A 25,336-nucleotide genomic window follows, 5' to 3' on the forward strand; every position below is an offset into this window, starting at 1 on the left:
TAGGGGTCGGCCGGGGTCAGCCGACCCGCGCGAGGGCACCGGCGAGACCCGTCGTGGACCTGCCGGGGTGGTAGGGAACGGTCACGGTGCGGCCACCCCACTCGGCGATCACCGCGGTCTCGGGCAGGTCGTCGGCGGCGTAGTCGCCCCCCTTGACCCATATGTCGGGGCGCACACGGCGCAGCACCGCCTCGGGCGTGCTCTCGGCGAACACGACCACCGCGTCGACGCACTCCAGCGCCAGCAGCAGGTCGCGGCGGTCCTGCTCGCCCATGATGGGGCGCTCGGGACCCTTCAGCCGTCGCACGGAGTCGTCGCTGTTGAGGCAGACGACGAGGCAGTCACCGAGGGCGCGCGCCGCGGCGAGGGTGCGGGCGTGACCGGCGTGGAGCAGGTCGAAACAGCCTCCGGTCGCCACCACGGTGCCGCCGGCGGCACGGGTCGCCGCGGCGATGGTGAGCGCGTCGGCCGCGCCGCCGAGCGGGCGGGTGTTGCCCGGCACGGCCAGCCCGGCGACTCCGCCTGCGGCGAGGAACCGGCCGGCGGCGCTCACGCCCGCCACGCATGCCTCGACGAGCGAGTCTCCCCCCGCGAGGGCGAGCGCCACGGCCGCCGCGAGACGGTCCCCGGCCCCGCAGGTGTCGGGAGCCGCCACGGCGACGGCGGGGACGACGTGCGGCGCGGTCGATCCGCGACGTGCCAGCAGAGCGCCCCGGTCGCCGAGCGTGACGAGAACCGCGTCCACGTCCCACCGGGACCGCAGACGCTCCCCCGCCTCCGCCGCGGCGGGGATGTCGTCGACGGCGGTGGAGACCAGCGCGGCCGCCTCCGCCGAGTTCGGCGTGACGAGAGCGACGGAGGGCACGGGACTCGCGCCGCGCGGATGCGGGTCCCACACCACCGGCACGCGCTCTCCGGCGCGCTGGAGCACGTCGCGCAGGCGCGCATCCGACGTGATGCCGCGGCCGTAGTCGGCGACGACGATCGCGTCGGCATCATCGAGGGCGGCGATCATCCGATCGGTCACGTCGGGTGCGGGGGCCGCGGCATCCCCCTCGTCGATCCGGATCATCGCGTGGCCCGAGGCGCGCACGCGCGTCTTCGTGGGTGTCGGCGCCCGTGAGGCTCCCGCCACGACCTCGACCCTTCCCGCACCGGGGTGGCCGGGGCCGCCGGTGAGCAGAGCCCGCAGCCGGGCCGCGCCGTCGTCATCGCCGAGGGCCGTCACGAGCGTCACGTCGGCGCCGTCGCGCGCGATCAGCGACGCCACGAGGCCGGCCCCGCCGGGCCGCGCGAGGGTCTCGCTCACCGACACCACCGGCACGGGAGCGTCGGGGCTCAGCCGGTCGGCCGCTCCCGCGACATCCACGTCGAGCAGCACGTCTCCTACGACGACGATCCTCATCGGGGCACTCCCCCCGCGGCACCCCGCGCACGCATGCGCTCCTGATCGTGTGCGCGCACGCGCTCGTCGAAGACGCGGCACAGCAGGTGCAGGGCGGCGAGATGCGCCTCCTGCACCCCCGCCGACGGCCCCGGCAGCGCGATGTGCGCGTCGCATGCGTCGCAGAGCGGGTTGGGCCCCGGGCCCGTGAGGGCCCAGGTGGCGGCGCCCACGGTGCGCGCCGCGCGCGCCGCGCGCAGCAGGTTCTCGCTGCGTCCACTCGTGGAGAAGAGCACGACGACGTCGCGCACGCGGGCGTGCGCCATCACCTGGCGGGCGTACACATCGTCGTAGCCGTAGTCGTTGGCGATCGCGGTCACGCTCGACGTCTCGGCATGCAGCGCGAGCGCCGAGAAGGGCCGGCGTTCGCCGTCGAACCGGCCCACGATCTCGGCGGTCAGATGCTGGGCCTCGGCCGCAGATCCCCCGTTGCCGAGGGCGATCAGTCGCTGTCCACGTAGCAGCCGCGCCGCAAGCTCCTCGCCCCACTCCCGCAGCACGGGCAGGTGCGCACGAAGGGCGTCGATCACCCGCTGGTGGTCGTCGAGGTGCCCCTCGAGATCCGCTGTCGCCGGGCCAGGTGTCCTGCCCGGGGACGCGGGCGCGGTCGGGGGAAGACGCAGGATGCTCATCGCCGCACCCCTCCTTCTGCACGCCCGGCGTGTGCGCGGCGCTCGGGCCGCCCGCCGGCCTGCGCGCGCGCCGCCCGCCGGTAGGCGCGTTCGGTGTCGGCGGCGACCTTCGCCCAGCTGTATCGCACGGCGGCGCGGGCGACCCCCGCGCGGCCGAACGCGACCCGCTGGGCCGGTTCGGCCAGCATCCCCTCGACCGCGTCGGCGATGGCGTCGGCATCCCGCGGGGGAACGTGCACACCGGTCACACCGTGCACCACGGTGTCGATCAGACCGCCGACCGCGGTGGCGACCACCGGCACCCCCGTTGCCATAGCCTCGAGGGGGACGATGCCGAAGGGCTCGTACCAGGGCGCGCACACCACCAGGTCGGCCGAGCGCAACGCGGCGGGCAGCTCCTCGTGGCGCAGCTGACCGCGGAACGTGACGAGATGCTCGACGCCCTCGGCCCGCGCGTGCGCCAGGAGGCGCTGCACGTCCGGGTCGGTCTGCACCGCGTCGCCGCCCTGCGAGCCGCCGATGACGACGAGCTCGACGTCGTCGTGGCCTCGCGCGGCCAGACGGGCGAGCGCCGAGATCGTCGTCCCCACTCCCTTGCGCGGCACCAGGCGACCGACCGTGACGATCCGAAAGCGATCGGTTCTCGGCTCGGCCGGGCCGTCCGGGCTGAACAGGGTGTTGTCGACCCCGCACGGCACGACCGAGATGCGGGAGGAGGGCACGCCCAGGGGGATCAGCTCGAACGCCTCATCCGAACAGGTCGCCACGACGCCGTCGGCCTCGCGGCCCACCTGCGGCTCGAGCAGGGAACGCTCGGGCGGGCTGGTGTCGTCGGAGCCCTGGTGGCGCTTCTTCACGTTGCCGAGTGCGTGGAAGGTGTGCAGCACGGGGGGCGACGCGACGCCCGGCCGGCGCGCAGCATCCAACGCCGCAAGGCCGGACATCCAGAAGTGGCTGTGGATCACGTCCGGTGCGTCGGCTCGCCAGTGCTCGGCGAGCTCGTCGGCGAACTGGCCCATGTGCGGCAGCAACTCGTCCTTCGGCACCGGCGCGGGCGGGCCGGCGGTGACGTGCACCACCTCGACCCCGTCGCAGAGGGGCACCCGCTCGGGGAGCGCGTCGTCGTCGCGGCGCGTGTACACGGTGACGGCATGCCCCCGTGCGGCGAGCGCCGACGAGAGGGCGGCGACGTGCACGTTCTGGCCGCCGGCATCCACTCCCCCCAGCGTGGCCAGGGGACTGGCGTGCTCGGACACCATCGAGATCCTCATCGCGTGCTCCTTTCCTGCTGCGGATGTGGCGACGCCAGGGCGACGTCGGGGCGCCGCGCAGAGGCGACGACCTCGCCCAGCACCTCGTCCCAGCGGGCGAGGAACCGGTCGAGCCCGTATCGCTCCCGCGCGTGCCGCCGGGCTCGCCGCCCCGTCTCCGCGGCGAGCGCCGGGTCGGCGATGAACCGCGCGGTCGCGCGCTCCAGCTCGTCGAGGTCGTTCGAGACGACGCCCGCGTCGCCGGGCACCGCCCGCGCCGCCTCGGTGGCGGCGAGGGCGACCACGGGCATGCCCAGATGCATCGCCTCGAGCAGCGAGAGGCCGAGAGAGGTCCACCGGAAGGGGTGCAGATACACCCGGCGCCGGGCCAGCCGGGCATGCAGCTCGCCCGGAGGCAGGTCGCCCGCCGGTGCGACGCGATCGGGTGCGACCCCGAGCGCCGAGGGCAGCCCTTCGGCCGCCATGCCGTACACGTCGACGGGGGCCACACGGGCGAACGCCGGCAGCAGGTCGGCGCCGACGATGCGCCACCGTCGCACCGGCTCGTTCACGCAGACGCCGATGCGGCCGAGGTCTCCCGTGTAACGGTGGCCGGGATCGGGCACCCCGTGCTGCACCACGATCGTGCGGGCCCTGCCGTTGTCCCAGAACACGCGGTTGAAGTGCGTCACGTGCACGATGGGGATCTCGTCCTGGTCGGCGAGCGGATGCACGGTGCCGGTCGCGTCCGGCTTGGGGGTGTTGTGCTCGAGGTAGACGGCAGGCAGGTCCCGCCCGGGCACGCGGCCGGTCAGCCGCCGCACCGCCTCCCGTTCGCCGGGACGCTGCAGCACGACCACGTCGATCTGCTCGTCGCGCAGGTCGGCGGTGCGCACCTCCCGGGCGGCCGGCCACTCCCGCCCTGCGAGCCCGATCCCCGCCGCATCCGGCTCATCGCCCACCGGCAGCAGGTACTCGTGCGCGCCCCGCACGAAGGCGTCGGTGTATCCCCCGTGCACGTGCCACAGCAGGACCCTCACGCGACCACCCCCGCGGCGTGCACGCGCGAGCCGGCGAGCTGCTCACATGCCGCGACGACCTGCGCCGGGGTGACCGACGCCAGGCACGGGTGCCCGGGGATCGGGCACTCACGGGCACGGGTGCCCCGGCACGCCGCCTCCTGGTCGCCGAGCAGCACGAGCGGGACCCCGTAGGGCATCCACCGCACGGCGGGAACGACCGGGGAGAACAGGCTGACCACCGGCGTGCCCACCGCGGCCGCGACGTGCGCGGGTCCGGTGTTGCCGGTGACGACGACGCGCGCATGCGCGAGGATGCCGGCCAGGGCGCTCAACTCGGTCACCCCACCCAGGTCGCGGCCATATGCCCCGTGGCCGGCGACCTCGGCCGTGAGGTCCGCTTCGTCGGGGCCCCCCGTGACCACGACGTCCCAGCCCTCATCGCGCAGCAGGGCGGCCGTTGCGACGTGATGCGACGCGGGCCAGCGGCGGGCGGATGCGGAGGCGCCCGGGTGCAGCACGACGACGTTCGCGAGGCCGGCCACGGCGTCGGGCAGCGGGGTCGCGCCGGTAAGCGCGAGGCCGCCGTCATCTCCGGGCGGCAGCGCGAAGCCCGCCGCTCGGGCGATGCGCAACGCGCGCACCGGTTCGGGCTGGTCCTCGGGAAAGTCCTCGCCCGGCGTCAGCCGCACATCCAGCAGCGCTCCGGCGTAGTCGACCGACGCGCCGGCGATGAACGGCACTCCCGCGAGGCGCAGCTGCAACGCCAGGGGCAGGGGCGACTGGTGGAACGACGTGAGGATGACCGCGACCGCCGGCGCCGGCTCGGCGACCAGCGCGTCGAGGCGCGCGAGGTGCTCTCTTGTGGCCTCGACCGCGCCGGCCGTGATCCAGGGGCAGTCCCACACGAGCACCCGATCCACCCCGGGCAGCATCCGTGCCGCCTCGGCGCCGATCGAGCTGCACAGCATCCACACCTCGTCGATGTCGGGGGATGCCGCGACCGCCCGCACGGCGGGGCCGGTCATCAGCACGTCGCCGATGCTGTCGAGGCGCGCGACGAGCGCCCGGCGCGTCACGAGCCGCCCCCGGTGCCGGCGATCGCCGTAGCGCCCTCGGGCGACCCCGCGGGCAGAAGCAGGTCGACGGCCTCATCGAGGTCGCGCACGACGTGGGGCGCCGCGGCGACCTCTTCGGGGCGGGTGGCGGGCGTGGGCACGAGGATCGCCCCGGCGCCCGCCGCCGCCGCCGCGCCCATGTCGGCGCCGATGTCGCCGATCACGACGGCGTCGGCGGGCGCGACGCCGAGGGCGTCGCACGCAGCCCGCACGAGCCCGGGGCGGGGCTTGCGGCAGTCGCAGGAGTCATCGTCGGTGTGCGGGCAGTAGCGCCAGGTGTCGAAGGGGCCGAGCAGGGCGTCGACGCGGGCGTTGACGGCATCCACCTCGTCGGCGGTGACGATGCCGCGCCCGATGCCGGACTGGTTCGAGATCACCCCGACGGCGACGCCCGCTGCGCGCAGCCGGCCGAGCGCCGACGCTGCCGTCGGCACGGGACGCACGCGCGCGGGATCGCCGTTGTAGGGCACGTCGAACACCAGCGTGCCGTCGCGATCGAACAGCACGGCCCGCACCCGCCCGTTCCGTAGCTTCACACTTCTGCTCTTCCCACTTCTCCGGCCGGTCAAACTTCTCGCTCGCCACTCCGGGACGGCCCCCGGGCGGCGACGACCTGGGATGCTGGGGGCGTGCAGCCGCTGCGAGAGCCCGACGGGCGACCCGAGGTCCTCGCGCTGCGCGCGCTCAAACTGGGTGACCTGCTCGTGGCGGTCCCCGCGATCCACGGGCTGCGCCGTGCCTTTCCCCACCACCGGCTCGTGCTGGCCGTGCCCGGATGGCTCGAGCCGGTGGTCGATCTCGTCCCGGGCGTCGACGCCCTGCTCGCCACGCCCGGCCTCGACGACCCGCTCCCGCTGGCGCCTCGTCGCGTCGACGTCGCCGTGAACCTGCACGGCAGCGGATCCGAGAGCAGGCGCCTCGTCGACGCCCTCGAGGCGCGGCTGACGATCGCGCATCGGGTCGACGAGATCGACCACGGCGCCGGAGCCGACCCGCGGATGCCGGCATGGCGCGACGATCTGTCGGAGCGCGAGCGCTGGGTGCGGCTGCTGAACGCCTACGGGGTCGAGGCCGACGCCGACGAGGTGCGGCTGACGCCACCGCCGCGCCGCAGCGTGGCCCCCGGTGCCGCGGTGCTGCACGTCGGGGCGTTCTACGGCTCGCGGCGCTGGCCGGTCGACCGCTTCGCCGCGGTCGCGCACCGGCTGCGCCGCGACGGTCACCGGGTGGTCTTCACCGGCAGCGCGGACGAGCGCGAGCGGGCGCTCGCCGTGGCGAGGGCGGCGGGCATGGACGATGAGGCCGTGCTCGCGGGGCGCCTGGACCTGACCGACTTCGCCGCCGTGATCGAGGGCGCGCGCGTCGTCGTCTCGGCCGACACCGGCGCGGCGCATCTCGCCTCGGCCTACCGCCGGCCCTCGGTCGTGCTGTTCGGGCCCGCGACCCCCGAGCAGTGGGGACCGCCGCCCGGACCGCACCTCGCACTCACCGACGCCCGCGTGCGCCGGGGCGACGCCTTCGCCGACACGCCGGATCCGGCGCTCCTCGCCGTCGGCGTGGAGGACGTGCTGTGGGCGATCCGCGCCGTGCTCGCCCCGGCATCCGCCTGAGAGGATCAGGCCACACTCCGGGCGCGGGCGGGCGCACCGTTCTGGATGCGGTCCCGCAGCACCGGCAGCGCCTTGCTGAGGATGCGCGAGATCTGCATCTGCGTCACCCCCAGCTCTGTGGCGATCTCCTGCTGCGTGCGGTCCTCGAAGAAGCGCAGGTGCACGACGCGCCGGTCCCGGGGCGAGAGGGTGCGCATCGCCGCGGACAGCACCGCACCGAGTTCCGCCCGCTCGAGGTCCTCACCCGTGCCGGGGATGAGCTCGGCGAGGGTCGCCCCCTGGTCTTCGCCGACCGTGACGTCGAGCGACGCGGGGCGCAGGCGATCCTGGCAGGCGATTGCCTCCTGCACGCGCCGTTCGCTCTCGCCGAGATCGGCGACGAACTCCGCCACGCTCGGCCGGTGACCCAGCTGCTGCGCAAGGCGGGGCGATGCCTCCGAGATGCGCGCCCACAGCTCCTGCACTTGACGCGGCGGGCGGATGAACCATCCGTTGTCGCGCAGGTGGCGCTTGATCTCGCCCGAGATGGTCGGCACGGCGAACGCCGCGAAGCTGGTGCCGCGACCCGGCTCGAACCGGCGCGCCGCCTTCATCAGGCCGATGTAGGCGACCTGCACCAGGTCCTCGTCCCGGGCGCGGTCGCGCCGGAAGTACCGGCGCGCCACGGCCTCGGCGAGCGACAGGTTGCCGAGCACCAGCTTCTCGGCCTCGGCCGGCGCCGCAACGACGGTGTCGGCGACGAGCGATCGCTCGTCCTGCGCTGCATCTGCGTGAGTCATGAGAGCACGATCACCCGGCCGAGCAGTATGCAAGAGGGGGTTGAACACGCAGGAGAAGCAGGGCAGAATCGCACGCCCGCCGATGAAGGGGAGCGCGGATCAGCCGCTGGCGACGTCGAACGCGTCGACCGGGCGATGGGGGATGGTCGTGGGAGATTCCAGGTGCACGGCGCCGCTCGGGACGATGCCGGCACCGCCCTCGCGCTCCATCACGCGCCACTGCGCCAGCACGTCCTCCCCGGCGTGCTCTTCTGGCAGGTCGCGCCAGAATCCGAACCCGCCCGCCGCGACGAGAGCCTCGCGCCGGAACATCACGCATCCGCCGACCCACGCCACCTTGTAGGGCAGCCATCGGCCGGCGACCAGACGCAGTCGGCCGGCGATGTGCGTCAGGTTGGCGGCGTTGTGCAGCGGCCAGCGCCCGAACGCGTCGGAGTCCCGGCGCACCGTCTCGGGAAGCACCGGGCCCGTCCACGGCTCGAACATCCGCTGCTCCACCGGGCGCTCGTCGCCCAGGTGCGACAGCCCCTGCACCGCCATGCCGACGAACCCCGTGCGCAGGCTGACGAGTGCGTCGTGCAGGCGGGCGAGCGCGCCGGGCTCGAGCCACACGTCGTCATCCAGAAAGAGCACGGCCGGCGCCGTCGACTCATCGAGCAGGAAGTGGCGGTGCTCGGCCATCCCCCGCCGCGGCAGATGGCGCAGCACCCGCACGGCGCGGCCCTGGGCATCGAGCACGCGCAGCATCGCCGCGACCGCCGGGTCACGCGAGACCTCCTCTTCGGACTGGTCGCTGACGATCACGCCGAAGGGCGGGTCGTCTTGGGCCGCGAGGCCCGCGAGTGTGGTGGCGAGTTCGGCGACGCGCCCCGCCGTGGGGATGAGCACCTCCACCTCGGCGGGGTCGGGAGGGGAGCCGCTCGCCCACTCCCCCGAGCCGCGCCGGCTCGCCATCAGCCGCCCGAGACGGCGCTGCTCACGGCGGTCGGGCTGTCGAAGCTGTCCTGACCCGACTGCTCCAGAGCCTGGAGCATGTCGTCGGGGGCTCCGTTGTCGCGGGCCGTCGTGAGCAGGTCGTCCCGGCTCACCGGGTAGTCGACGCCGCCCAGGTACTTCTGCAGCTCGATGGGCGTGGGATTCTCGGCCATGTTGAGGTCCTTTCTCGCGGATCGCACAGCACGTTAGGGCGCAGCATCCGCGTCGCCACGGGGGTTGACATCGTCCGCGGATGCGGTCGCACACAACCTCTGCACTATCCGCGCAATCGTGCAATACTGCACTCTGTGACGGATAGTGCAATCGAATCGCCTCGCGAGCGACGCATCGCGGAGACGTCCCGCCGCCTGCGCGCGGAGGCACGACGACTCACCGCGGAACGCGGGCTCTCGGGCTTCACGGTCGAGGAGGTGTGCGCGCTCGCCGGCGTCTCTCGTCGCACCTTCTTCAACTACTTCGCCTCCAAAGAGAACGCCGTGCTCGGCATCCACCTGCGCACCGACACCTCCGACCTCGACGACGCCTTCGTCGCCTCGCCGTCGGCGCTGCTCGAGGCTCTCGCCGAACTGCACATCGCGCGGTGGGAGCGGATGGACATGAGTCCCGCCGAGGCGCCCGCCATCGCCGCCGCCTTCGAACGGGAGCCCGGTCTCGTGCGTCACCTGCTCGATCTGACCGCCGAGGACGAGCGCGCCGACATCGTCCTCGTGCAGAGACGGCAGGGCTGGGATGCCGGTGATCCCCGGGCCGCCGTCGCCGTGCAGCTGCTCGGCGCACTGATGCGACCGACCGTCACCGATTACTTCGAGGGGCCGGACGAGGTCTTCCGCACCCTCTTTCTGCGCCGCCTCGAGGCCGCGCACCGCCTCTTCCTCCCCTGACGGATCTCCTCCCCTCACCGATCGGAAAGCATGTCCACCACCACCGACGCCAGCGCCGCCGCGCCCTTTCTGCTGACCAAGCGGCGCATCTGGATCATCTTCGGCGCCCTGCTGGCCGGCATGCTGCTCGCCAGCCTCGACCAGACCATCGTCTCGACGGCGATGCCCACGATCGTCGGCGAACTCGGCGGGGTCGAGCATCAGGCGTGGATCACGACGGCGTACCTGCTGGCGACGACGATCGTCATGCCGATCTACGGCAAGTTCGGCGACGTGCTCGGGCGCCGCCGACTCTTCCTCGTCGCGATCGCGCTGTTCACTCTCGCCTCGGTCGGGTGCGCCCTCGCGACGGACTTCTGGATGTTCGTGAGCTTCCGCGCGATGCAGGGCCTCGGCGGCGGCGGCCTCATGATCCTCTCGCAGGCCATCATCGCCGACATCGTGCCCGCCAATGAGCGCGGCAAGTACCTCGGGCCGCTCGGGGCCGTCTTCGGGCTGTCCGCCGTGGCCGGCCCCCTCCTGGGCGGGTTCTTCGTCGACCACATGAGCTGGCAGTGGGCGTTCTGGATCAACATCCCCGTCGGCCTGGCCGCCTTCGCCATCGCGGTCGGCGCGCTGACGCTGCCGAGCAAGCGGGCGACGGCGCCGATCGACGTGCTCGGCGTCGTCTTCCTCTCGCTCGCGACGACGTGCCTGATCTTCTTCACCGACTTCGGCGGCGACTCCACCCACGGCTGGGGCGCCGTGGAGACGTGGGCGTGGGGCGCGGGCATGCTCGCCGCGGTCGTCGCGTTCGTCGTGACCGAGAGCCGCGCGGCAGACCCGATCATCCCGCTCTCGCTGTTCCGCAACCCGGTCTTCGTCAACGCGACGGCCATCGGCCTGGCGCTGGGGATCGGCATGTTCTCGGCGATCGCCTTCGTGCCGACGTTCCTGCAGATGTCGTCGGGAACCTCGGCCGCGGCATCCGGGCTGCTGATGCTGCCGATGATGGCGGGCCTGATGCTCACCTCGATCGGCTCCGGCATCCTCATCAGCCGCACCGGCCGCTACAAGCTGTTCCCCATCGTCGGCACGCTGCTGACCGGCGCCGCGATGGTCGCCATGACCTCGCTGCGGGCCGACACCCCGATCTGGCTGATCTGCGTGTACCTGTTCTTCTTCGGCGCGGGCCTGGGGTTGATCATGCAGGTGATCGTCCTTGTCGCGCAGAACGCCGTGCCCGCGGCGCAGATCGGCACGGCGACGAGCACGAACAACTACTTCCGCGAGGTGGGTGCGGCGCTGGGCATCGCAGTCTTCGGCGCCATCTTCACCAGCCGCCTGAGCGAGAACCTGACCGCCGTCTTCACTGCGGCCGGGGCGTCGGCGCAGGATGCCGCGACCGCCACCGCCACGATCGATCCGCAGACGCTGAACGCGCTGCCGGACGAGGTGCGCGACGGGATCGTCGCTGCGTACGCCGATGCCCTCGCGCCCGTGTTCTGGTACCTGCTGCCGTTCTTCGCCGTGGCGTTCATCCTCGCGATGGTGCTGAAGCCCATTCCGCTCGCGGACGTCGCGGGTCTTGTCGCGCGGGGGGAGGCCGTCGGCGGCGAGGAGGCCGAGCAGCTGGAGGCGCAGCAGCGCGGGCGAGTGTCCACGGCGGCGGCACCCCCGACCGGATCCGCCGATGGTGCGCCGGGTTCTGGACGGCAGGACGAGACGGCCAGGTGAGCCGCGTGGGCGGCATGCCGGCATCGACACGGATGTTCCACGGCTCCTTGCGAGTCGCGACGTGTACCGTCAGCAGGAGCGGGCCACCGAGGCTCGCAAAGGAGCGCGACCATGGGCGACAAGTCCACACGTAAAGAAAGCGGAAAAACCGCAGCCGCCAAGACTCTCAAAGAGAAGCGCGTCGCGAAGGCCGACAAGAAGGCCGCGAACAACCGGATCGAGAGCGACGCGGTGACGAAGATCAAGAACCGGTAGCTCCCGGCATCACGTCGGTCGCGGAGCGTTCATGAATGCTCGAACTGAGCGTCACGCCGTTCAGGTCGAGATAGAGATGACCCTCCGTGACCGACACCGTGATGGTGTTGCGTCGCTCGAGGGCCGCGGCCGCGGCATCCACGAATCCCCGGTCGAAGCTGCGCACGCGGATCGTCTCGGCACGGTGGATCGTCTTGCCGGTCCAGGCGGCGACCACCTTCGCCGGGTCGCGGTGCGTGTAGACAGCCGTGCGGTCGGCGAGCTTGCTGCCGTAGTGCAGCCGCGCAGCATCCGGGGCGCCCACCTCGATCCAGGCGGTGAGCCGGCCCGTGAGATCGCGCACGAGCACCGCAGGCTCGTCGATCGCGGAGATCCCCTCGCTGAAGGCGATGCCCTCCTCGAACTCCAGGCAGTAGGCCAGCACGCGCGTGAGCATGAATGCGTCGGTCTCGGACGGATGCCGCGCCACGCGCAGCGCGATCTCGTCGTACACGCCGCGGTCCACATCGGCCAGATGCCCGGTGAATGTGTGGATCGTCGCGCCGGCTGCCATAGCGCTCGAGCCTACGGGCCGCCGACCCGCGCGCCGAAACCGCTCACTCGGGCCCGAGAAAGCGGAACGGCTCGGCGGTCTCGAAACGGTCGGTGATGTCGCCCGCGGCCCCCGACGGCTCACCCTCGCCGGTGACGAAGCGCCGGGTCGAGGCCTCCTCGGCGAAGTCCAGCTCATCCAGATCCACCCAGATCACACTCGGGGACAGCGCCGAGTCGAAGTAGTAGCGCCGCGCCTTGTGGTCGGCCACGGTGCGCCAGAGGGTCGACGAGATGTTCGGCTGATCGGGCGTCGTGATGCCGTAGGGCACCGAGGCGTTGCGGATCACTCCGAACACCGCGGCCGTCGCGATCGCCTGGTCCTCCACCTGGGGGATCGCGTTGATGTAGAAGCCGGCCCGCACGTAGCGGTCGGCGGCCCGGTTGGTGCCCGGCAGCATGACCGTGCCGCCGATGTCGCGCCAGTACGCGTTGATGGCGAGCTGATCGTCGAAGGGCGGGGAGTTGGTCATCACCTGGTACGACCGGTCGTGATGCACCGTGAGCCGACCGTCGAGGTACTCGAAGATGGCGCTGTCGCCCGTCGGATCCGAGACGGCCAGGTGCAGGGTGGCCTGGCGTGGCTGCCCGGGGATGCCCATCGTGACAACGGTGAACGGCTCGGACGAGAGGGCGGCGACCGCCTCGGCGACCGTCGCGAAGGTGTCGAGCACGTACTGGGCCCATGTGCTGAGCGACAGCACCGGACGCGGGTCGTCGGCGGCCGGGTACTCCGACTCCACGAGCCAGAGCGCGTTGGCGACGAGGCCTGCCTCGTTCATCCCGTCGGTGGTCGAGATGTCGTAGCCGGTCGCGATCACGCTGCCGTAGCGCGAGGTCCACGTCAGCGATCGGGGGCCGGCCGCCCCGTCCCGCTCCATCCCACGCGGGAAGACCCACAGGTTGGTGCCGATGTCGGCGTTCCAGTCCATCGACCGCGCGGTGAGCACCCGGTCACCTTCTCCGAGGTAGACGACCCGTGTGCACATCTGAGAACCCTTTCGTCCGGGCGAGCGAGACCGCCGCCCACCCCCAGTCTGTCGGGGCGTGCTCGCTGTTGCACGGCACGCAGGCGGCGCGTCGCGCCCCGCCTCAGAGCGGGACCAGCGCGACGTCGCGCAGCACACCGGCATCCGCCACCGCGGTCATCATGGTGCAGCGGGGCTGGCGGCGACGATCGGTCGGCGAGCCCGGGTTGAGCAGGCGCAGCCCGGCCTCGGTGACGGTGTCCCAGGGGATGTGGCTGTGACCGAAGACCAGCACATCGGTGCCGGGAAAGGCGGCGTCCATGCGCTTCTCACGGCGGCGCGCGTCGCCGGTCTCGTGCACGACCGCCATGCGCACCCCCTCGATGTCGCGGCGCGCGATCTCGGGGAGCCGTTCGCGCAGATCGTCGCCGTCGTTGTTGCCGTAGACGCCGAGTACCTCGCCGTGATCGGCCAGCTCGTCGAGCACGGATGCCGCGACCCAGTCCCCCGCGTGGATCACCAGGTCGGCGGCGTCGGCCGCGTGCAGCACCTCATCCGGCAGGTGCCGCGCGCGACCGGGGATGTGCGTGTCGGCCAGCAGCAGCAGTCGTGTCGTCATGCGTCGCCATGCTAGACCGCGGCGTGCTCCCGCTCGCGCCCGTGCTCCTTGCGCGCGACGGAGGGCAGCAGATCCTCCTTCGCTCCTCGCACGAGCACGACGGCGATGACGGCGGCCGCGACCATGCCGATCGCGGCGGCGACGAACGTCGCGCCGTAGGCAGAGGCCAGCGCGGCGGGTGTCGCCGACTGCCCCGATCCCCCGAGCGCACCGGCGTACACGGCCGTGAAGACGGTGAGGCCGACCGACCCGCCGATCTGCAGCGCGGAGTTCACCGTGGCCGAGGCGGCGCCCATGTCGTGCGCCGCCACGCGCGAGAGCGCCACGTTCTGCAGCGGCACGAACAGCAGCGACATCCCGACCCCCATGACGAGCAGGGCCGGGAGGACCTCGACCGCGTAGGTGCCCGTCGCCGTGATGCGCGAGAGGTAGAGCAGGGCGGCCGCCACGATCAGCGGTCCGGTGATCAGCAGCGGACGCGGGCCGACACGCGACAGCATCCGCGTCACGAGCGGCGCCAGCAGCACGCTCACGAGCGGGATCGGAAGGCTCGCCAGGCCCGCCCAGAGCGCGCTCATGCCGAGCACGACCTGAAGGTGCAGCGTCACGTACAGCGTCGCGCCGATGATGACACTGCCGGCGACGGCCTGGATCAGCAAGGCGCCCCCGCGCACGCGGTCGGTGACGATGCGCAGCGGCAGCAGGGGCTGCGAGCCCCGGGATTCGATGACAACGAACAGCGCCAGCAGCAGCACGCCGGCCGCGAGGAACCCGATCGTCCACGGACTGCCCCAGCCCGTCTCGGCGAGACTGAAGCCATAGACCACGGCGCCGAGCCCGAGCGTCACGACGACCGCGCCCGGCCAGTCGTAGCGGTTGTCGCCGTCGGCTTTGCTCTCGCTCAGCAGAACCAGGGCGCCGATCACCCCGATGACGACGAAGAAGACGTTGACCAGCAGGCACCATCGCCAGTCGGCGAACTCGGTGAGCACGCCGCCGAGCACGAGCCCGACCGCCGCACCGGCACCGGCGACCGTGCCGAAGATCGCGAACGCGATGTTGCGGTCGCGCCCCGTCGGGAACGTGACCGCCACGAGCGCCAGCGCGGCGGGCGCGAGCATCGCGGCGAACACGCCCTGCAGCCCGCGGGCGACGATCAGCTCCACGCCGCTCTGCGCGAGCCCGCCGTAGGCGGACGCGAGACCGAACCCGACCATGCCCACGAGGTAGGTGCGCTTGCGCCCCCAGTAGTCCGCGATGCGGCCGCCGAGCAGCAGCAGCGCCCCGAATGCGAGCGCGTACGCGGTGACGACCCACTGACGCTGCACGTCGGTCAGCTCGAGCTCGAACTGCGCCTGCGGCAGAGCGATCGTGACGATCGTGCCGTCGAGGACGACGACCAGCTGGGTGAGCGAGAGGACGGCGAGCGCCCACCATCGCTTGCGTGCGGAAACGGTCGCAGACATGAGAAGACCTCCGGAGTCTGATGAAGGAACCGGAGGTTTCAAGCCTCGGACCGGCGGGACCACTGCCCGTCGACCACCTCGGCACTGGTGCCGAGCGCATGCAGTCTACCGGCATTCGTGGCTATGGCATCGCCCAAACCGCCACAGCCGAGCAGGCGCGGCGGTTCGAGCGTCGGCAGGGCGTGCTTGACTGGATCATGGCCTCTGACGCACCCGCCCTGTCACCGATGCCCACCGACCAGCTGCCTCGCGTCGTCGTCTTCAGCGGCGCGAACGCGACGGTGCAGAACAGTGAGCCGCTCGTCACCAGCGACCTCGCGCGCCGCAAGTACGGCCTGCGACCCCGCCGCAACCCGGACGGCACGGCGCCGAGGCACGACATCGTGCGTCCGCAGCGCCTGGCCGCACCGGTGACCGTCTACGTCGAGGCGTACAGCGCGCACCCCCTCGAGCCCGACGCCGCGGATCTGTACGCGCCGCCGGACGGGTATCTCACCGCAGCGGGCGAGTTCACGACCGAGCGCACGGGCACGGCCGACGTACCCGTCTACGAGGTCACCATCGGCCCCGAGGACGGGTTGTTCGCGCTGCCGTACATGGCGCGCACGCGCGAGGGCACCGCATGGGAGCAGGAGGGGATCGAGCCCCTCAGTGCAGCCGCAGAGAGCAGGCAGACGTTCTACCCGGATGCCTCCCGCATCTTCGAGGAGATCGACCGGTTCGGCCTCGACCACCGGGGCCAGAACAACATGCTCGCCTCGAAGGCACGGTACGACTTCGTGCGGGCCGCGCCGTCGGGCGGGTACGTCAACGGGCTGCCGTCAGAGCGTCGAACGGATGCCGGTGAGGGCGACATCCCGCCGGAGCAGCGGGGCGAGGACTTCTTCGGCTACCGCCCGTACCACCTCGCGCACGCGCCGGCGATGGCCACGCTCGCGCGGCTCACCAACACGGTTCAGTCCACGCTCGATGCCGGCGATCACGACGCCGCGATGTGGCTGGAGGACAGCGCCAACATCGAAGAGACGGCGTACTGGCTCAACCTGCTGATCGACACCCGGGTGCCGGTCGCCTGCGTCGCCTCGCAACGACCCCACGGCGCGCTCAGCAACGACGGCGACCGCAACCTGGTCGACGGCGTGGCCTACATCCGGTCACGGATCTGGTCGGATGCCGACGGTGCGGATGCGGTCGGCGTGGTGCTCGTGCAGGACGAGCAGATCTTCGCTGCGCGGGATGCGCAGAAAGCCGATGCCCGGCCGGGCGGGTTCACGGCGACGGGCGGGCACGGCGGCATCGTCGGCACGATCGGCGCACCCGGTGACCCGATGCTGACGTATCGGCCGGTGAAGCGGCATACCCACCGCTCGGCGGTGAACCTGCGCGAGCTGCCGGCGACGGCATCCGGCGTGCGCGGGTCGGCGGAGGGCGCCGCTGAGGTCGAGGTGAAGGTGAAGGACGACGAGGGCCTGCTCGTCGAGTCAGCGATCCCCAAGGTGACTTTCGTCAAGTATGCCCGCTACGGCATGGACGACTTCTCCGACAGCGCGGCGATGCAGGTCGAGATCCGGGCGCGGGTCGAGAAGAACCTGGCGACCTTCCCGCTCGCCGGCTTCGTGCTCGAGGGCATGGCACCCTTCGGGATCGGCAACGAGTCCGAGACCGCCGCGCTGCGGCACGCGGTGCTGCGCGGGATGCCGGTGGTGTGTGTCACGCGCGGGAACGCCGAGGGAATGGTCGGCGGCGGCCCCGGGCCGGAGTTCGTGAAAGGCAGCAACCTGACGGCGACGAAGGCCCGGCTGCTGCTGATGGCGTGCCTGCTGCGGTTCGGCTCACTGCCGCCCGCCGCCGACCCCGCGGCGCCGACTCCGGCGGAGTGGGATGCGATCCACGCGCGGGTCGCCGAGTATCAGTGGGTCTTCGACACGCACTGACGACCCGCGCGCCGTGCGGCATCCGCGATGCCGACCACCCGCTGCGGCCGTCCGTGCGGCATCCGCGGGCCGACCACCCGTTGCGGCTGCACTTTTCGGCCGGGGCGCCAGGGATTCATGGCGCCCCGGGCGAAAAGTGCAGCCGCAGCGAGAATCAGGGGTGGATTGCCGCCGACTGGAGCGCGGCGACCGCCCGCGCGTCTCCGCTCACGCGGAACCTCGCGGGGTCGCGGAGAGGGTCGGCGCGTTCCCAGACGAACAGCGCGAGGTCACCCGCGCGCGCCTCGACGTACGCCGCGTCCGGCGCAGCCTCGGTCTGGGCCCCCACGGTCCAGTCGCGGGATACGCCCCAGTTGCGGTCGATGTCTGTGGCCCGCAGAAGCACCGGCCCGGGCAGCATCCCCAGATCGGGTCGCGATCGCGGAAGGAACTCCGAGAACAGTTCGTCGATCCCGTCCGCGTAGTCGGCGGCACGCAGCTCCTCGGCTGTTCGCCAAGGACCACCGCCCGCGGCGCGGATGTCCGTGAGGTGCTTGACCGATTCGAACACCATCCGTCGGCCCCAGAACGACGCTATCCCCACCCGATCGCCCAGGATCCAGCAGGACGTCGCCGGGTCGACCGCGTCGAGGGCATCGAGCAACGCGGTGCGCCCCTCCTCGTACCACGCGCGGAGACCCCCGGCAGGGGGCGGGGAGTACGAGTCCCGTGGCGCTGCCGCCCCGGTGAGAAGGACCTGCGCCACCCAGCGGTGAATGGCGCCGAGATGTTCGACCAACGCGTGCACATCGGGCCATCGGGCCCACGAGATGGCAGCCCGGGGATCATGCAGGTCGATCTCCGCCGCGAACGCGGCTGTCACGCGCGCAACGGCATCGACTCGTTCGCCGCGCGTGCCCTCGGTGACCACGTGGGCGAGTGTAGCGGCGCGCGCTCGCACGCAAAGCTGAACCGCACGCACGCTGACGCGCGGCGTCCGCTCGCCCTACGCTCGGGGCCGTCCGCCCCCAAGGAGTGATCAATGTCATCTGACCAGATCCGCGATGCGCTCGAGTACCACGAGTGGCCCCGGCCCGGAAAGCTGAGCGTCGAGCTCACCAAGCCCACCGCAACCGCGCGCGACCTCTCGCTCGCGTACAGCCCCGGCGTCGCCGAGCCCGTACGTGCGATCGCGGAGGAGCCCGCCGACGCCTACCGCTACACGAACAAGGGCAATCTGGTCGCCGTGATCAGCAACGGCACCGCGATCCTCGGGCTGGGTGATCTCGGCGGGCTGGCGAGCAAGCCGGTGATGGAGGGCAAGGGGGTGCTCTTCCGCCATTTCGGGGGCGTCGACGTGTTCGACATCGAGGTGGACGAGACCGACGTCGACCGCTTCGTCGACACCGTCGCCGCGATCTCGCCGACCTTCGGCGGGATCAACCTCGAGGACATCGCTGCGCCGGCCTGCTTCGAGATCGAACGGCGACTGATCGAACGGTGCGACATCCCGGTCTTCCACGACGACCAGCACGGCACCGCCGTGACCGTCGCGGCTGCGCTTCTGAACGCGCTGGAGCTGCAGAACCGGTCCCTGTCCGATGTGCGGATCGTCTGCGTGGGCGCGGGCGCCGCCGGCATCGCCACGCTGAAGATGCTCACCGGCCTCGGCGCCGATCCCCAGAAGATCGCCCTGCTCGACCGCAGCGGGGTGATCCACCACGGCCGAGAGGACCTCAGCCCCCACAAGCGGGCCTTCGCGCGCGACACGCACCACCGCTCGCTGGCGGACGCGATCGACGGCGCCGACGTCTTCATCGGAGTCTCCGCGCCCGAGATGCTGACACCGGACCTGCTGCGGACCATGGCCGACAACCCGGTCGTGTTCGCCCTCGCGAACCCCGACCCCGAGATCCTGCCCTCGGTCGCCCACGCCACCCGCGACGACGTCATCGTCGCCACCGGACGCAGCGACTTCGAGAACCAGGTCAACAACGTGATCGGGTTCCCCTTCATCTTCCGCGGCGCACTCGACGTGCGTGCGACGACGATCACCGACGAGATGAAGTTCGCCGCCGTCGAGGCCATCCGCGACCTCGCCCGCCTTCCCGTGCCCGGAGAGGTGTGCCAGGCCTACGGCGGCGAACGCTTCGCCTTCGGCCCCGGCTACATCCTGCCCAAACCCCTCGACCCGCGCCTGCTCGGGGCCGTGTCGTCGGCCGTCGCCCGGGCCGCGATCGATTCCGGGGTGGCCACCCTTCCCTACCCGGCGCACTATCCGCTCGAGAGCCTGGCCGACATCCGGCTCGGCGCGCCGCCGCGGCGCAACGAGGCGGTCGCTGTCACCGCGTGACCCGCGCCACGCGGATATGGCTGCATATATATGCATCCATATGTTTCATGCTCCGCGGATGTGGGCGCTCGAGCCCGGCGCTAGCGTTGCGTCGGCAGCCGGAGCGACGAGGCCCGGCGGCCCCAACGGCGTAGAGGCGGAGAACAATGAGCAGCAGCATCCTGGTCGTCGGCGGCGGCATCGGCGGTCTGGCCACGGCCATCGCCCTTCAGTCGACCGGCAACGACGTCACGGTCATCGAGAAGCAGGCCGACCTGCACTCCTCGGTCTTCGGCGTCGGCATCATCCAGCCGGCGAACGCCCTCCGCGCCCTCGACGCGATCGGCTGCGCGCAGGCGTGCCTCGATGCCGGATACGGTGCGGCGGCCTGGGGGAGCATGTACGACGCCGACGGCAACTTTCTGCGCGACATGCCCGGCACCCTGATCGAGGGGTCCGACTTTCCGCCGATGAACGGCGTCACCCGCCCGCACCTGCACCAGATCCTGACCTCGCGCGCGAACGAGGTCGGCGTCGACATCAGATACTCGACCACGTTCGAAGACCTCGAAGCGGATGCCGCCGGCGTCACCGTGCGCTTTCCTGGCGGAACCACAGAGCGCTTCGACCTCGTCGTCGGCGCCGACGGCGTGCGCTCGCAGGTGCGACGCCACGTGCTGGGCGCCGAGATCGAACCGCACTACATCGGCCAGTCGGCGTTCCGTGTGAATGTGCCGCGCACCCCCGAGATCGACCGCATCGTGCTGCAGGCGAGCCGGCAGGGCATGGCGGGCTTCGTGCCCATCGGACCCGACCTGGCGTATTTCTTCTACAACGCCGAGATGGCGCGCGACGCGCGTCCGCCGCGCGGGCATCTGAAGGAGGCGCTGCTGGGACACATCGCGCACTACGGCGGGCTGACCGGACGGGTGCGTGACGAGTACCTCGTGAACGTCGCGGACGATGACATCGTGCTCCGACCCGAGGAGTCGCTGATCGCTGCGGCCCCCTGGCACAAGGGGCGCGTCGTGCTGGTCGGCGACGCGGTGCACACCGTGACACCCCACCTCGGTCAGGGCGCGGCCCAGGCGATCGAAGACGGGGTCGTGCTGGCCGAGACCCTCGCCGCCCACGACGACCACGAGGCCGCGTTCGCCGAGTACACGGCGCGGCGGTACGAGCGCTGCAAGCTCGTCGTCGACACCTGCCTGGCGATCGGCGATTGGGAGAAGGGCCTGCTGCCCGATTTCGACAACATCGGTGCGACCAACCACGTGCTCACGGTGCTGGCACAGCCGTTCTGACCGGGCGGCTCCGCCTAAACTGACCTGCGATGGCGACCACCTCCCCCGATCCTGCGTCCGCGGCGGACGCACCCCGCTCCGAGGTGAGCGTCGAGTTGCGGGAACTGGCATGGACGATCCACCGGCACTCCCCCGAACGCGCCGGCGGCGGCCCCATCCCCACGACTGAGGTCGCCCTCCTCAAGCAGATCGTCGACGCCCCCGGCTCGACCGTCGGCGAGCTCGTCGCAACCCTCGGACTGCGTCAGCCGAACGTCAGCGCCGCGCTCCGCTCACTGACCCAGCGGGGTCTCATCACGCGAGAGAAGGATGCCGGTGACCGCCGGGTGTCGCACATCCGGCCCACGGCCTTCGGTCTCGAGGAGCATCGCGCGATCTCGGACGCGTGGCGGCATCCGGTCGACGAGGCGATCGCCGGGCTCGACCCCGCGCAGCGCGACGCGCTCGAAGCCGCACTCGGTGCGCTCCGCGCCGTGCACGCGCGATTGTCGTCGGCGCGGTGACCGAACGATTCGAGCCGCTGAACAGGCCGACCCCGCACGTCAGTCGCGCAAGTGGCTCCGTAACATCGGACCGGCATACTCGGCAACTTGCTCCGGCAAATAACCGTTCATATATCCTAAATGGGGATTTGCGCGGATAAACTAGCGGTTATGGGCGAAGAGCGGATCTTGCGGTGGCCGCCCCACGGTATCGAGGCGCTCCCCTGGCAGCAGCAGGTTCGTGGTGGCACCCGTGAAGACCGGATGATGCGGTCGGTGGATGCGAGCATCCCGCCGTTCATCCGCGAGCTCGACTACATGCCGCCGCTGAAAGTGATGCTCCACACCGAGCGCGCACTGCTGGCTGTCGCCCAGGCCGACACCGACGCCGAGGGGCACTCCGCCGCCCTCAGCCGCTTCATGGTCCGCTCCGAGTCAGCCGCCTCGTCGAAGATCGAGCGCATCGACGCTTCCGCCCGCGACTACGCCAAAGCACTGGCCGGCAACAAGGGCAACACCTCCGCCACCCGCATGGTCGCAGCTTCCGCCGCACTCCACGAGCTGATCACCAAGGTCGGTGAAAGCGGTCGCTTCGAGCTCGATTATCTCCTGAGCGCCCACCATGCGCTCATGGTCGACGACCTCCAGGAAGCCGACTACGCCGGTCGCCTCCGCGACATGCAGAACTGGATCGGCGGCAGCGACCACTCCCCTCGGGGCGCACTCCACGTTCCCCCGTCACCCGAGCGCGTGCCCACGCTGATGGACGACCTCATCGCCTACCTCAACCGGGACGACGTGCCCGTGATGACGCAGGCCGCGATCGGTCACGCCCAGTTCGAGTCCATCCACGCCTTCACTGACGGCAACGGCCGCATCGGCCGCGCTCTCGTCTCCGCCCTGCTGCGGCGTCGAGGCGTCACCCGAAACGCGGTGGTCCCCCTCGCCAGCGGTCTGCTCGCCCGCCGCGACGACTACTTCGCCGCCCTCGGTTCCCATCGACTCGGCGACCCTGCACCGCTCATCGACCTGTTCGCGCTCTCCGCGCGCGCGGCCGCCGAATGCTCCCGCGAGACCATCGCCCACCTGAAGGCCATGCCCGAACTCTGGGCTGCAGAGCTGAAGCCACGCGCGAATTCCGCGGCAGCTGCTCTCATCCAGGCGTTCCACGACCACCCCGTCATGAGCACCGTCGAGATCGAAGCCGCAGCCGGTTCCCCCACGGCCGCCTACAGGGCGATCGACCAGCTGGTCGGCGCCGCCTTCATCGAGGAGATCACCGGGCGCAAGAAGGACCGCGTCTGGGCGGCATCCGAAGTGATGGCCGAGCTCGACGATCTTGACCGCCGCATCCACGCAGCCATGCACGGAGGAAAGCAGGACTGATGCGCGAGTGGATCTTCGAGAAGACACCGGGCGCGGTTCATGATGGGCACGGTGGGTGAGAACCCGATCGGCAACGCTGCGGTCCCACCTGCAGGGCGACGAAATGGAACGAGTCCCGCCCCACCTGATTGAATCAGGCTGAGACGGGACTCGAAAATGGCGGTGACGGTGGGATTTGAACTCATCGCGTCGACGTGTCGCGCGGTTGCCTCAGCGTGGAATCGTTGAATCTACTCAGGTCAGGCCGCCCCATCATCCGGCTCGATCGTGTTCGATTCGGTTCAATTGTTGCCACTGTGTTGCCACGCCCTTCGGCCCGGCGTCTGCCGTGGGAGTCAGGCGGAGGCGAGCTCGAGTTTGTGGACCCGGCCGAGGTCGAGGGTGCCGCGTGCGATCCAGAGGTCGTGGGCGTCTTGCATGGAGAGCCAACTCTCCGCGCTGCGTCCCAGCGCACGCGACAGCCGCAACGCCATCTCCGGCGTCACTCGACTCGCGCCGCTGAGCACTCGACTGAGCGTCGAGGGCGCGACATCCAGCTGCTTGGCAAGCTCGCGGCCGCTCAGGCCGAACGGCTCGAGGTACACGTCGGAGATGAACTCGCCGGGGTGCGGCGGGTTGTGCATCGGCTTCAGCTCGCTCATCAGTGATAGTCCTCGTAGTCCAAGACGTATGCGTTCCCTTCACGGAACTCGAACGTCACCCGCCAATTGCCGTTCACCATGATCGACCACCGGCCCGCCATTCCGCCTTTCAGCGGATGGAGTCGGAACCCGGGGATGTCGACGTCGTCGATCGAGTGCGCGGTGTCGAGGGCGGCGAGTTGCATCCGCAGTCGCTTCGCGTGATGTGGCTGTACGCCCGCGGCACTCCCCGACTCATACAGTGCTCGCAAGCCCTTGTGTCGGAAGGACTTGATCACCCCCCAAGTATAGCATGCTGCGCATCACGCAACGCGACTGATTCACGCGTCACTCGCTTTGTCGCGGCCCTCGGCGCAGCCGGGCCACCAGGTCATCGGCGAGCGCCCTGTCATCGGCCGCGCCGCGCCAGGTAAGCCGGTTGATGACCGACAGCGCGATCGGCTCGGCATCCTTCCGCCGCTGTTCCAGCGCCATCGCCAGCCCTTGCGCGACGTCGTGCAGCACGTCATCGACCTCGCGTCCCGCGACTGCCGTGAGGAAGCCGGTGGCATCGGCCGCCGCGATCGTTCGGCGAACTTCATCGAGGTCGAGTGCGGGCACCTTGTCAGGCGGAGGCCAGGCATCGAGACGCATCGGGTGCGGCTGCGTGGGTGCGATCGGTGCCCGGCTCTCTCCATCGTCGTCGGCCCAACCTCGTCCGTACTGGTCGGGAATCTCTCCCCTCCCCCAGTAGGGCAGCGGGGAGTCGGGGCGGATGCCCAGCACCTCGATCGGATCGATCTTCTCGTCACCGACCACGCATCGGTGGGTCCAGTTGTCTCCGAGATCGAAGGTGAACTGCAACTCATCACCCGGCACCAACAGTCGCGTGACCTTGGCCTTTGCCATATCGACGGGCACGACGAGAGGCCCGAAGGCGGATGTCGCCATCTCGGCGCCCGTCTCCTCATCCGTGACCACCCGACCGTCGGCAAGGGTGAATACGGACAGATGCGAGCGATCCCAGCGCGCGAATGCATCGCTTATGGCATCAGCGACGGTTGTCCGGACGCCTGGTCCGGCTGGGAATGCTGATGGTTCGGTTGACTCCGGGACTGCTTTGATCTGAGGGATCGGGCGGGAAAGGATGGCTGTCATGCCGGTGAAGTATTCGGAGGAGTTCAAGCGCGATGCGGTCGCGCTCGTGCTCACGCAGGGAATGTCGCAAAAGCAGGTGTGCGCGGATATGGGGATTTCGAAGTCAGCGCTGCAGTCCTGGGTCCGCAACGCTGAACTCGCCGGTCGTGGGATCGCGCCCGCCGCCACCGGTGACCGGGATGCGCAGCGTGAGCAGGCGAAGATGCTGAAGCGGATCCGTGAGCTGGAGATGGAGAACGAGGTGCTCCGGAAGGCATCGGCATATCTGTCGCAGGCGAACCTGAAGCTCGGGTCGGCGTCCCCAAAATAGTGTTCCCGCTCGTCCGTGAACTGGCCGCGGCCGATACCCCTGTGCGGGTGTCGGTCGCGGTGGCGTGCAGGGTGCTCGGCTTCTCCAAGCAGGCGTATTACCAGTGGCTGCGCCGGCCCGTCAGCGAGCGTGATCTCGAGGAGGCGTATCTGATCAACGCCGCCCGGGACGTGTGGGACGAAGATCGCTGCCAGGGGTACCGGCTCGTCGCTGACGAACTCATCGACGACGGGTGGGCGGTGTCGGAGCGGCGGGTGTGGCGGGTGTGCTCTCAGGAGGGCATGTTCTCCGCTGCGCACCGCCGCAAAGGTCGGAAGAAGCACCGCCGGCCAGGCCCCGCCGTCCACGACGACCACGTGCAGCGCGTGTTCACCGCCGACCGGCCGAATGCGTTGTGGCTCACGGACATCGAGCGCCACGAGGCGCTCTTGAACCTTGCGGTGGTGAAAGGACACCGCTCGACGCCTGTCGCAGCAGGCGTGTGATA

28 protein-coding genes are annotated in these 25,336 nt (G+C 71.0%); 11 read left to right on the forward strand and 17 right to left on the reverse strand.

Annotation, left to right across the window (positions count from 1 at the left end):
* Positions 1-16: 16 nt before the first annotated feature.
* Genes M4I32_RS07960 through M4I32_RS07985 form a run of 6 tightly spaced genes read right to left on the reverse strand, consistent with a single transcriptional unit; the run spans position 17 to position 5,999 of the window.
* The gene (locus M4I32_RS07960; protein WP_319033945.1) at positions 17-1,405 is read right to left on the reverse strand and encodes a PfkB family carbohydrate kinase; all 1,389 of its coding nucleotides are present in this window, start codon (positions 1,403-1,405) and stop codon (positions 17-19) included.
* Complete coding sequence (locus M4I32_RS07965; protein WP_319033946.1) at positions 1,402-2,076, reverse strand: SIS domain-containing protein; 675 nt, start codon at positions 2,074-2,076, stop codon at positions 1,402-1,404. The genes M4I32_RS07960 and M4I32_RS07965 overlap by 4 nt, the downstream gene beginning before the upstream one ends.
* Positions 2,073-3,347 (reverse strand): glycosyltransferase, encoded by a 1,275-nt coding sequence (locus M4I32_RS07970; RefSeq protein WP_319033947.1) that lies wholly within the window; start codon positions 3,345-3,347, stop codon positions 2,073-2,075. The genes M4I32_RS07965 and M4I32_RS07970 overlap by 4 nt, the downstream gene beginning before the upstream one ends.
* Complete coding sequence (locus M4I32_RS07975; protein WP_319033948.1) at positions 3,344-4,366, reverse strand: glycosyltransferase; 1,023 nt, start codon at positions 4,364-4,366, stop codon at positions 3,344-3,346. Before M4I32_RS07975 ends, M4I32_RS07970 begins: the two co-directional genes overlap by 4 nt.
* Positions 4,363-5,373 (reverse strand): glycosyltransferase family 9 protein, encoded by a 1,011-nt coding sequence (locus M4I32_RS07980; protein ID WP_319033979.1) that lies wholly within the window; start codon positions 5,371-5,373, stop codon positions 4,363-4,365. Before M4I32_RS07980 ends, M4I32_RS07975 begins: the two co-directional genes overlap by 4 nt.
* Positions 5,374-5,420: 47 nt before the next feature.
* The gene (locus tag M4I32_RS07985; RefSeq protein WP_319033949.1) at positions 5,421-5,999 is read right to left on the reverse strand and encodes an HAD family hydrolase; all 579 of its coding nucleotides are present in this window, start codon (positions 5,997-5,999) and stop codon (positions 5,421-5,423) included.
* A 93-nt stretch (positions 6,000-6,092) separates the two neighbouring features.
* On the opposite strand from M4I32_RS07985, the gene M4I32_RS07990 reads away from it, so the two are divergent.
* Complete coding sequence (locus tag M4I32_RS07990) at positions 6,093-7,073, forward strand: glycosyltransferase family 9 protein (RefSeq protein ID WP_319033950.1); 981 nt, start codon at positions 6,093-6,095, stop codon at positions 7,071-7,073.
* Between the two features lie 5 nt (positions 7,074-7,078).
* Here M4I32_RS07990 and M4I32_RS07995 read toward each other — a convergent pair whose 3' ends face one another.
* The 3 genes from M4I32_RS07995 to M4I32_RS08005 form a co-directional block, all read right to left on the reverse strand.
* Complete coding sequence (locus tag M4I32_RS07995; RefSeq protein ID WP_319033951.1) at positions 7,079-7,852, reverse strand: sigma-70 family RNA polymerase sigma factor; 774 nt, start codon at positions 7,850-7,852, stop codon at positions 7,079-7,081.
* A gap of 99 nt (positions 7,853-7,951) precedes the next feature.
* Positions 7,952-8,806, reverse strand: a complete 855-nt coding sequence (locus M4I32_RS08000) for a glycosyltransferase family 2 protein (protein ID WP_319033952.1) — start codon at positions 8,804-8,806, stop codon at positions 7,952-7,954.
* On the reverse strand, positions 8,806-9,000 hold the full coding sequence (locus M4I32_RS08005) for a DUF2795 domain-containing protein (RefSeq protein WP_319033953.1): 195 nt from the start codon (positions 8,998-9,000) through the stop codon (positions 8,806-8,808). The genes M4I32_RS08000 and M4I32_RS08005 overlap by 1 nt, the downstream gene beginning before the upstream one ends.
* Before the next feature lie 135 nt (positions 9,001-9,135).
* Here M4I32_RS08005 and M4I32_RS08010 point away from each other — a divergent pair, with 135 nt between their 5' ends.
* From M4I32_RS08010 to M4I32_RS08020, 3 genes are all read left to right on the forward strand, one after another.
* On the forward strand, positions 9,136-9,729 hold the full coding sequence (locus M4I32_RS08010) for a helix-turn-helix domain-containing protein (RefSeq protein ID WP_319033954.1): 594 nt from the start codon (positions 9,136-9,138) through the stop codon (positions 9,727-9,729).
* A 30-nt stretch (positions 9,730-9,759) separates the two neighbouring features.
* Positions 9,760-11,445, forward strand: a complete 1,686-nt coding sequence (locus M4I32_RS08015) for an MDR family MFS transporter (RefSeq protein WP_319033955.1) — start codon at positions 9,760-9,762, stop codon at positions 11,443-11,445.
* Between the two features lie 111 nt (positions 11,446-11,556).
* The gene (locus tag M4I32_RS08020) at positions 11,557-11,700 is read left to right on the forward strand and encodes a hypothetical protein (protein ID WP_319033956.1); all 144 of its coding nucleotides are present in this window, start codon (positions 11,557-11,559) and stop codon (positions 11,698-11,700) included.
* On the opposite strand, the gene M4I32_RS08025 is transcribed toward M4I32_RS08020, so the two are convergent.
* From M4I32_RS08025 to M4I32_RS08040, 4 genes are all read right to left on the reverse strand, one after another.
* Positions 11,687-12,253 carry a YaeQ family protein gene (locus M4I32_RS08025; RefSeq protein WP_319033957.1) on the reverse strand — a complete coding sequence of 189 codons (567 nt, stop codon included), beginning with the start codon at positions 12,251-12,253 and terminating at the stop codon, positions 11,687-11,689. The genes M4I32_RS08020 and M4I32_RS08025 overlap by 14 nt on opposite strands.
* 43 nt (positions 12,254-12,296) lie before the next feature.
* Positions 12,297-13,280, reverse strand: a complete 984-nt coding sequence (locus tag M4I32_RS08030) for a linear amide C-N hydrolase (protein WP_319033958.1) — start codon at positions 13,278-13,280, stop codon at positions 12,297-12,299.
* 103 nt (positions 13,281-13,383) lie between these two features.
* Complete coding sequence (locus M4I32_RS08035) at positions 13,384-13,878, reverse strand: metallophosphoesterase family protein (RefSeq protein ID WP_319033959.1); 495 nt, start codon at positions 13,876-13,878, stop codon at positions 13,384-13,386.
* Between the two features lie 11 nt (positions 13,879-13,889).
* Positions 13,890-15,344: an MFS transporter gene (locus M4I32_RS08040; protein ID WP_319033960.1), complete on the reverse strand. Its 1,455-nt coding sequence runs from the start codon at positions 15,342-15,344 to the stop codon at positions 13,890-13,892.
* A gap of 197 nt (positions 15,345-15,541) precedes the next feature.
* Between M4I32_RS08040 and M4I32_RS08045 the strand changes: the two genes are divergently transcribed.
* The gene (locus tag M4I32_RS08045) at positions 15,542-17,278 is read left to right on the forward strand and encodes an asparaginase domain-containing protein (RefSeq protein WP_319033961.1); all 1,737 of its coding nucleotides are present in this window, start codon (positions 15,542-15,544) and stop codon (positions 17,276-17,278) included.
* A gap of 154 nt (positions 17,279-17,432) precedes the next feature.
* Here M4I32_RS08045 and M4I32_RS08050 read toward each other — a convergent pair whose 3' ends face one another.
* Complete coding sequence (locus tag M4I32_RS08050; protein ID WP_319033962.1) at positions 17,433-18,188, reverse strand: maleylpyruvate isomerase N-terminal domain-containing protein; 756 nt, start codon at positions 18,186-18,188, stop codon at positions 17,433-17,435.
* Positions 18,189-18,299: 111 nt separating this feature from the next.
* On the opposite strand from M4I32_RS08050, the gene M4I32_RS08055 reads away from it, so the two are divergent.
* The 4 genes from M4I32_RS08055 (at position 18,300) to M4I32_RS08070 (ending at position 22,761) form a co-directional block, all read left to right on the forward strand.
* On the forward strand, positions 18,300-19,610 hold the full coding sequence (locus M4I32_RS08055) for a malic enzyme-like NAD(P)-binding protein (protein ID WP_319033963.1): 1,311 nt from the start codon (positions 18,300-18,302) through the stop codon (positions 19,608-19,610).
* Between the two features lie 146 nt (positions 19,611-19,756).
* Positions 19,757-20,893 (forward strand): FAD-dependent oxidoreductase, encoded by a 1,137-nt coding sequence (locus M4I32_RS08060; RefSeq protein WP_319033964.1) that lies wholly within the window; start codon positions 19,757-19,759, stop codon positions 20,891-20,893.
* Between the two features lie 29 nt (positions 20,894-20,922).
* Complete coding sequence (locus M4I32_RS08065) at positions 20,923-21,396, forward strand: MarR family winged helix-turn-helix transcriptional regulator (RefSeq protein WP_319033965.1); 474 nt, start codon at positions 20,923-20,925, stop codon at positions 21,394-21,396.
* 150 nt (positions 21,397-21,546) lie between these two features.
* Positions 21,547-22,761: a Fic family protein gene (locus M4I32_RS08070; protein ID WP_319033966.1), complete on the forward strand. Its 1,215-nt coding sequence runs from the start codon at positions 21,547-21,549 to the stop codon at positions 22,759-22,761.
* Positions 22,762-23,096: 335 nt separating this feature from the next.
* Here the strand turns inward: M4I32_RS08070 and M4I32_RS08075 are convergent, their stop codons facing one another.
* From M4I32_RS08075 to M4I32_RS08085, 3 genes are read right to left on the reverse strand one after another with little or no spacing between them, the layout of a single operon-like run.
* Complete coding sequence (locus tag M4I32_RS08075; RefSeq protein ID WP_319033967.1) at positions 23,097-23,402, reverse strand: HigA family addiction module antitoxin; 306 nt, start codon at positions 23,400-23,402, stop codon at positions 23,097-23,099.
* Positions 23,402-23,680: a type II toxin-antitoxin system RelE/ParE family toxin gene (locus M4I32_RS08080; RefSeq protein WP_319033968.1), complete on the reverse strand. Its 279-nt coding sequence runs from the start codon at positions 23,678-23,680 to the stop codon at positions 23,402-23,404. Before M4I32_RS08080 ends, M4I32_RS08075 begins: the two co-directional genes overlap by 1 nt.
* Positions 23,681-23,729: 49 nt before the next feature.
* Entirely contained in the window at positions 23,730-24,539 is an 810-nt protein-coding gene (locus M4I32_RS08085; RefSeq protein ID WP_319033969.1) for a hypothetical protein, read from the reverse strand.
* Here M4I32_RS08085 and M4I32_RS08090 point away from each other — a divergent pair.
* Together M4I32_RS08090 and M4I32_RS08095 are read left to right on the forward strand one after the other, a co-directional pair.
* Positions 24,538-24,849, forward strand: coding sequence for a transposase (locus M4I32_RS08090; protein WP_319033970.1), 312 nt, complete (start codon positions 24,538-24,540; stop codon positions 24,847-24,849). The two genes, M4I32_RS08085 and M4I32_RS08090, sit on opposite strands and share 2 nt — an antisense overlap.
* A complete protein-coding gene (locus M4I32_RS08095; protein WP_319033971.1) occupies positions 24,849-25,334 on the forward strand; it encodes an IS3 family transposase in 486 nt (161 codons plus the stop codon). The genes M4I32_RS08090 and M4I32_RS08095 overlap by 1 nt, the downstream gene beginning before the upstream one ends.
* Positions 25,335-25,336 lie beyond the last annotated feature (2 nt).

The organism is Microbacterium sp. LRZ72, from assembly GCF_033792225.1.
Classification (GTDB): domain Bacteria; phylum Actinomycetota; class Actinomycetes; order Actinomycetales; family Microbacteriaceae; genus Microbacterium.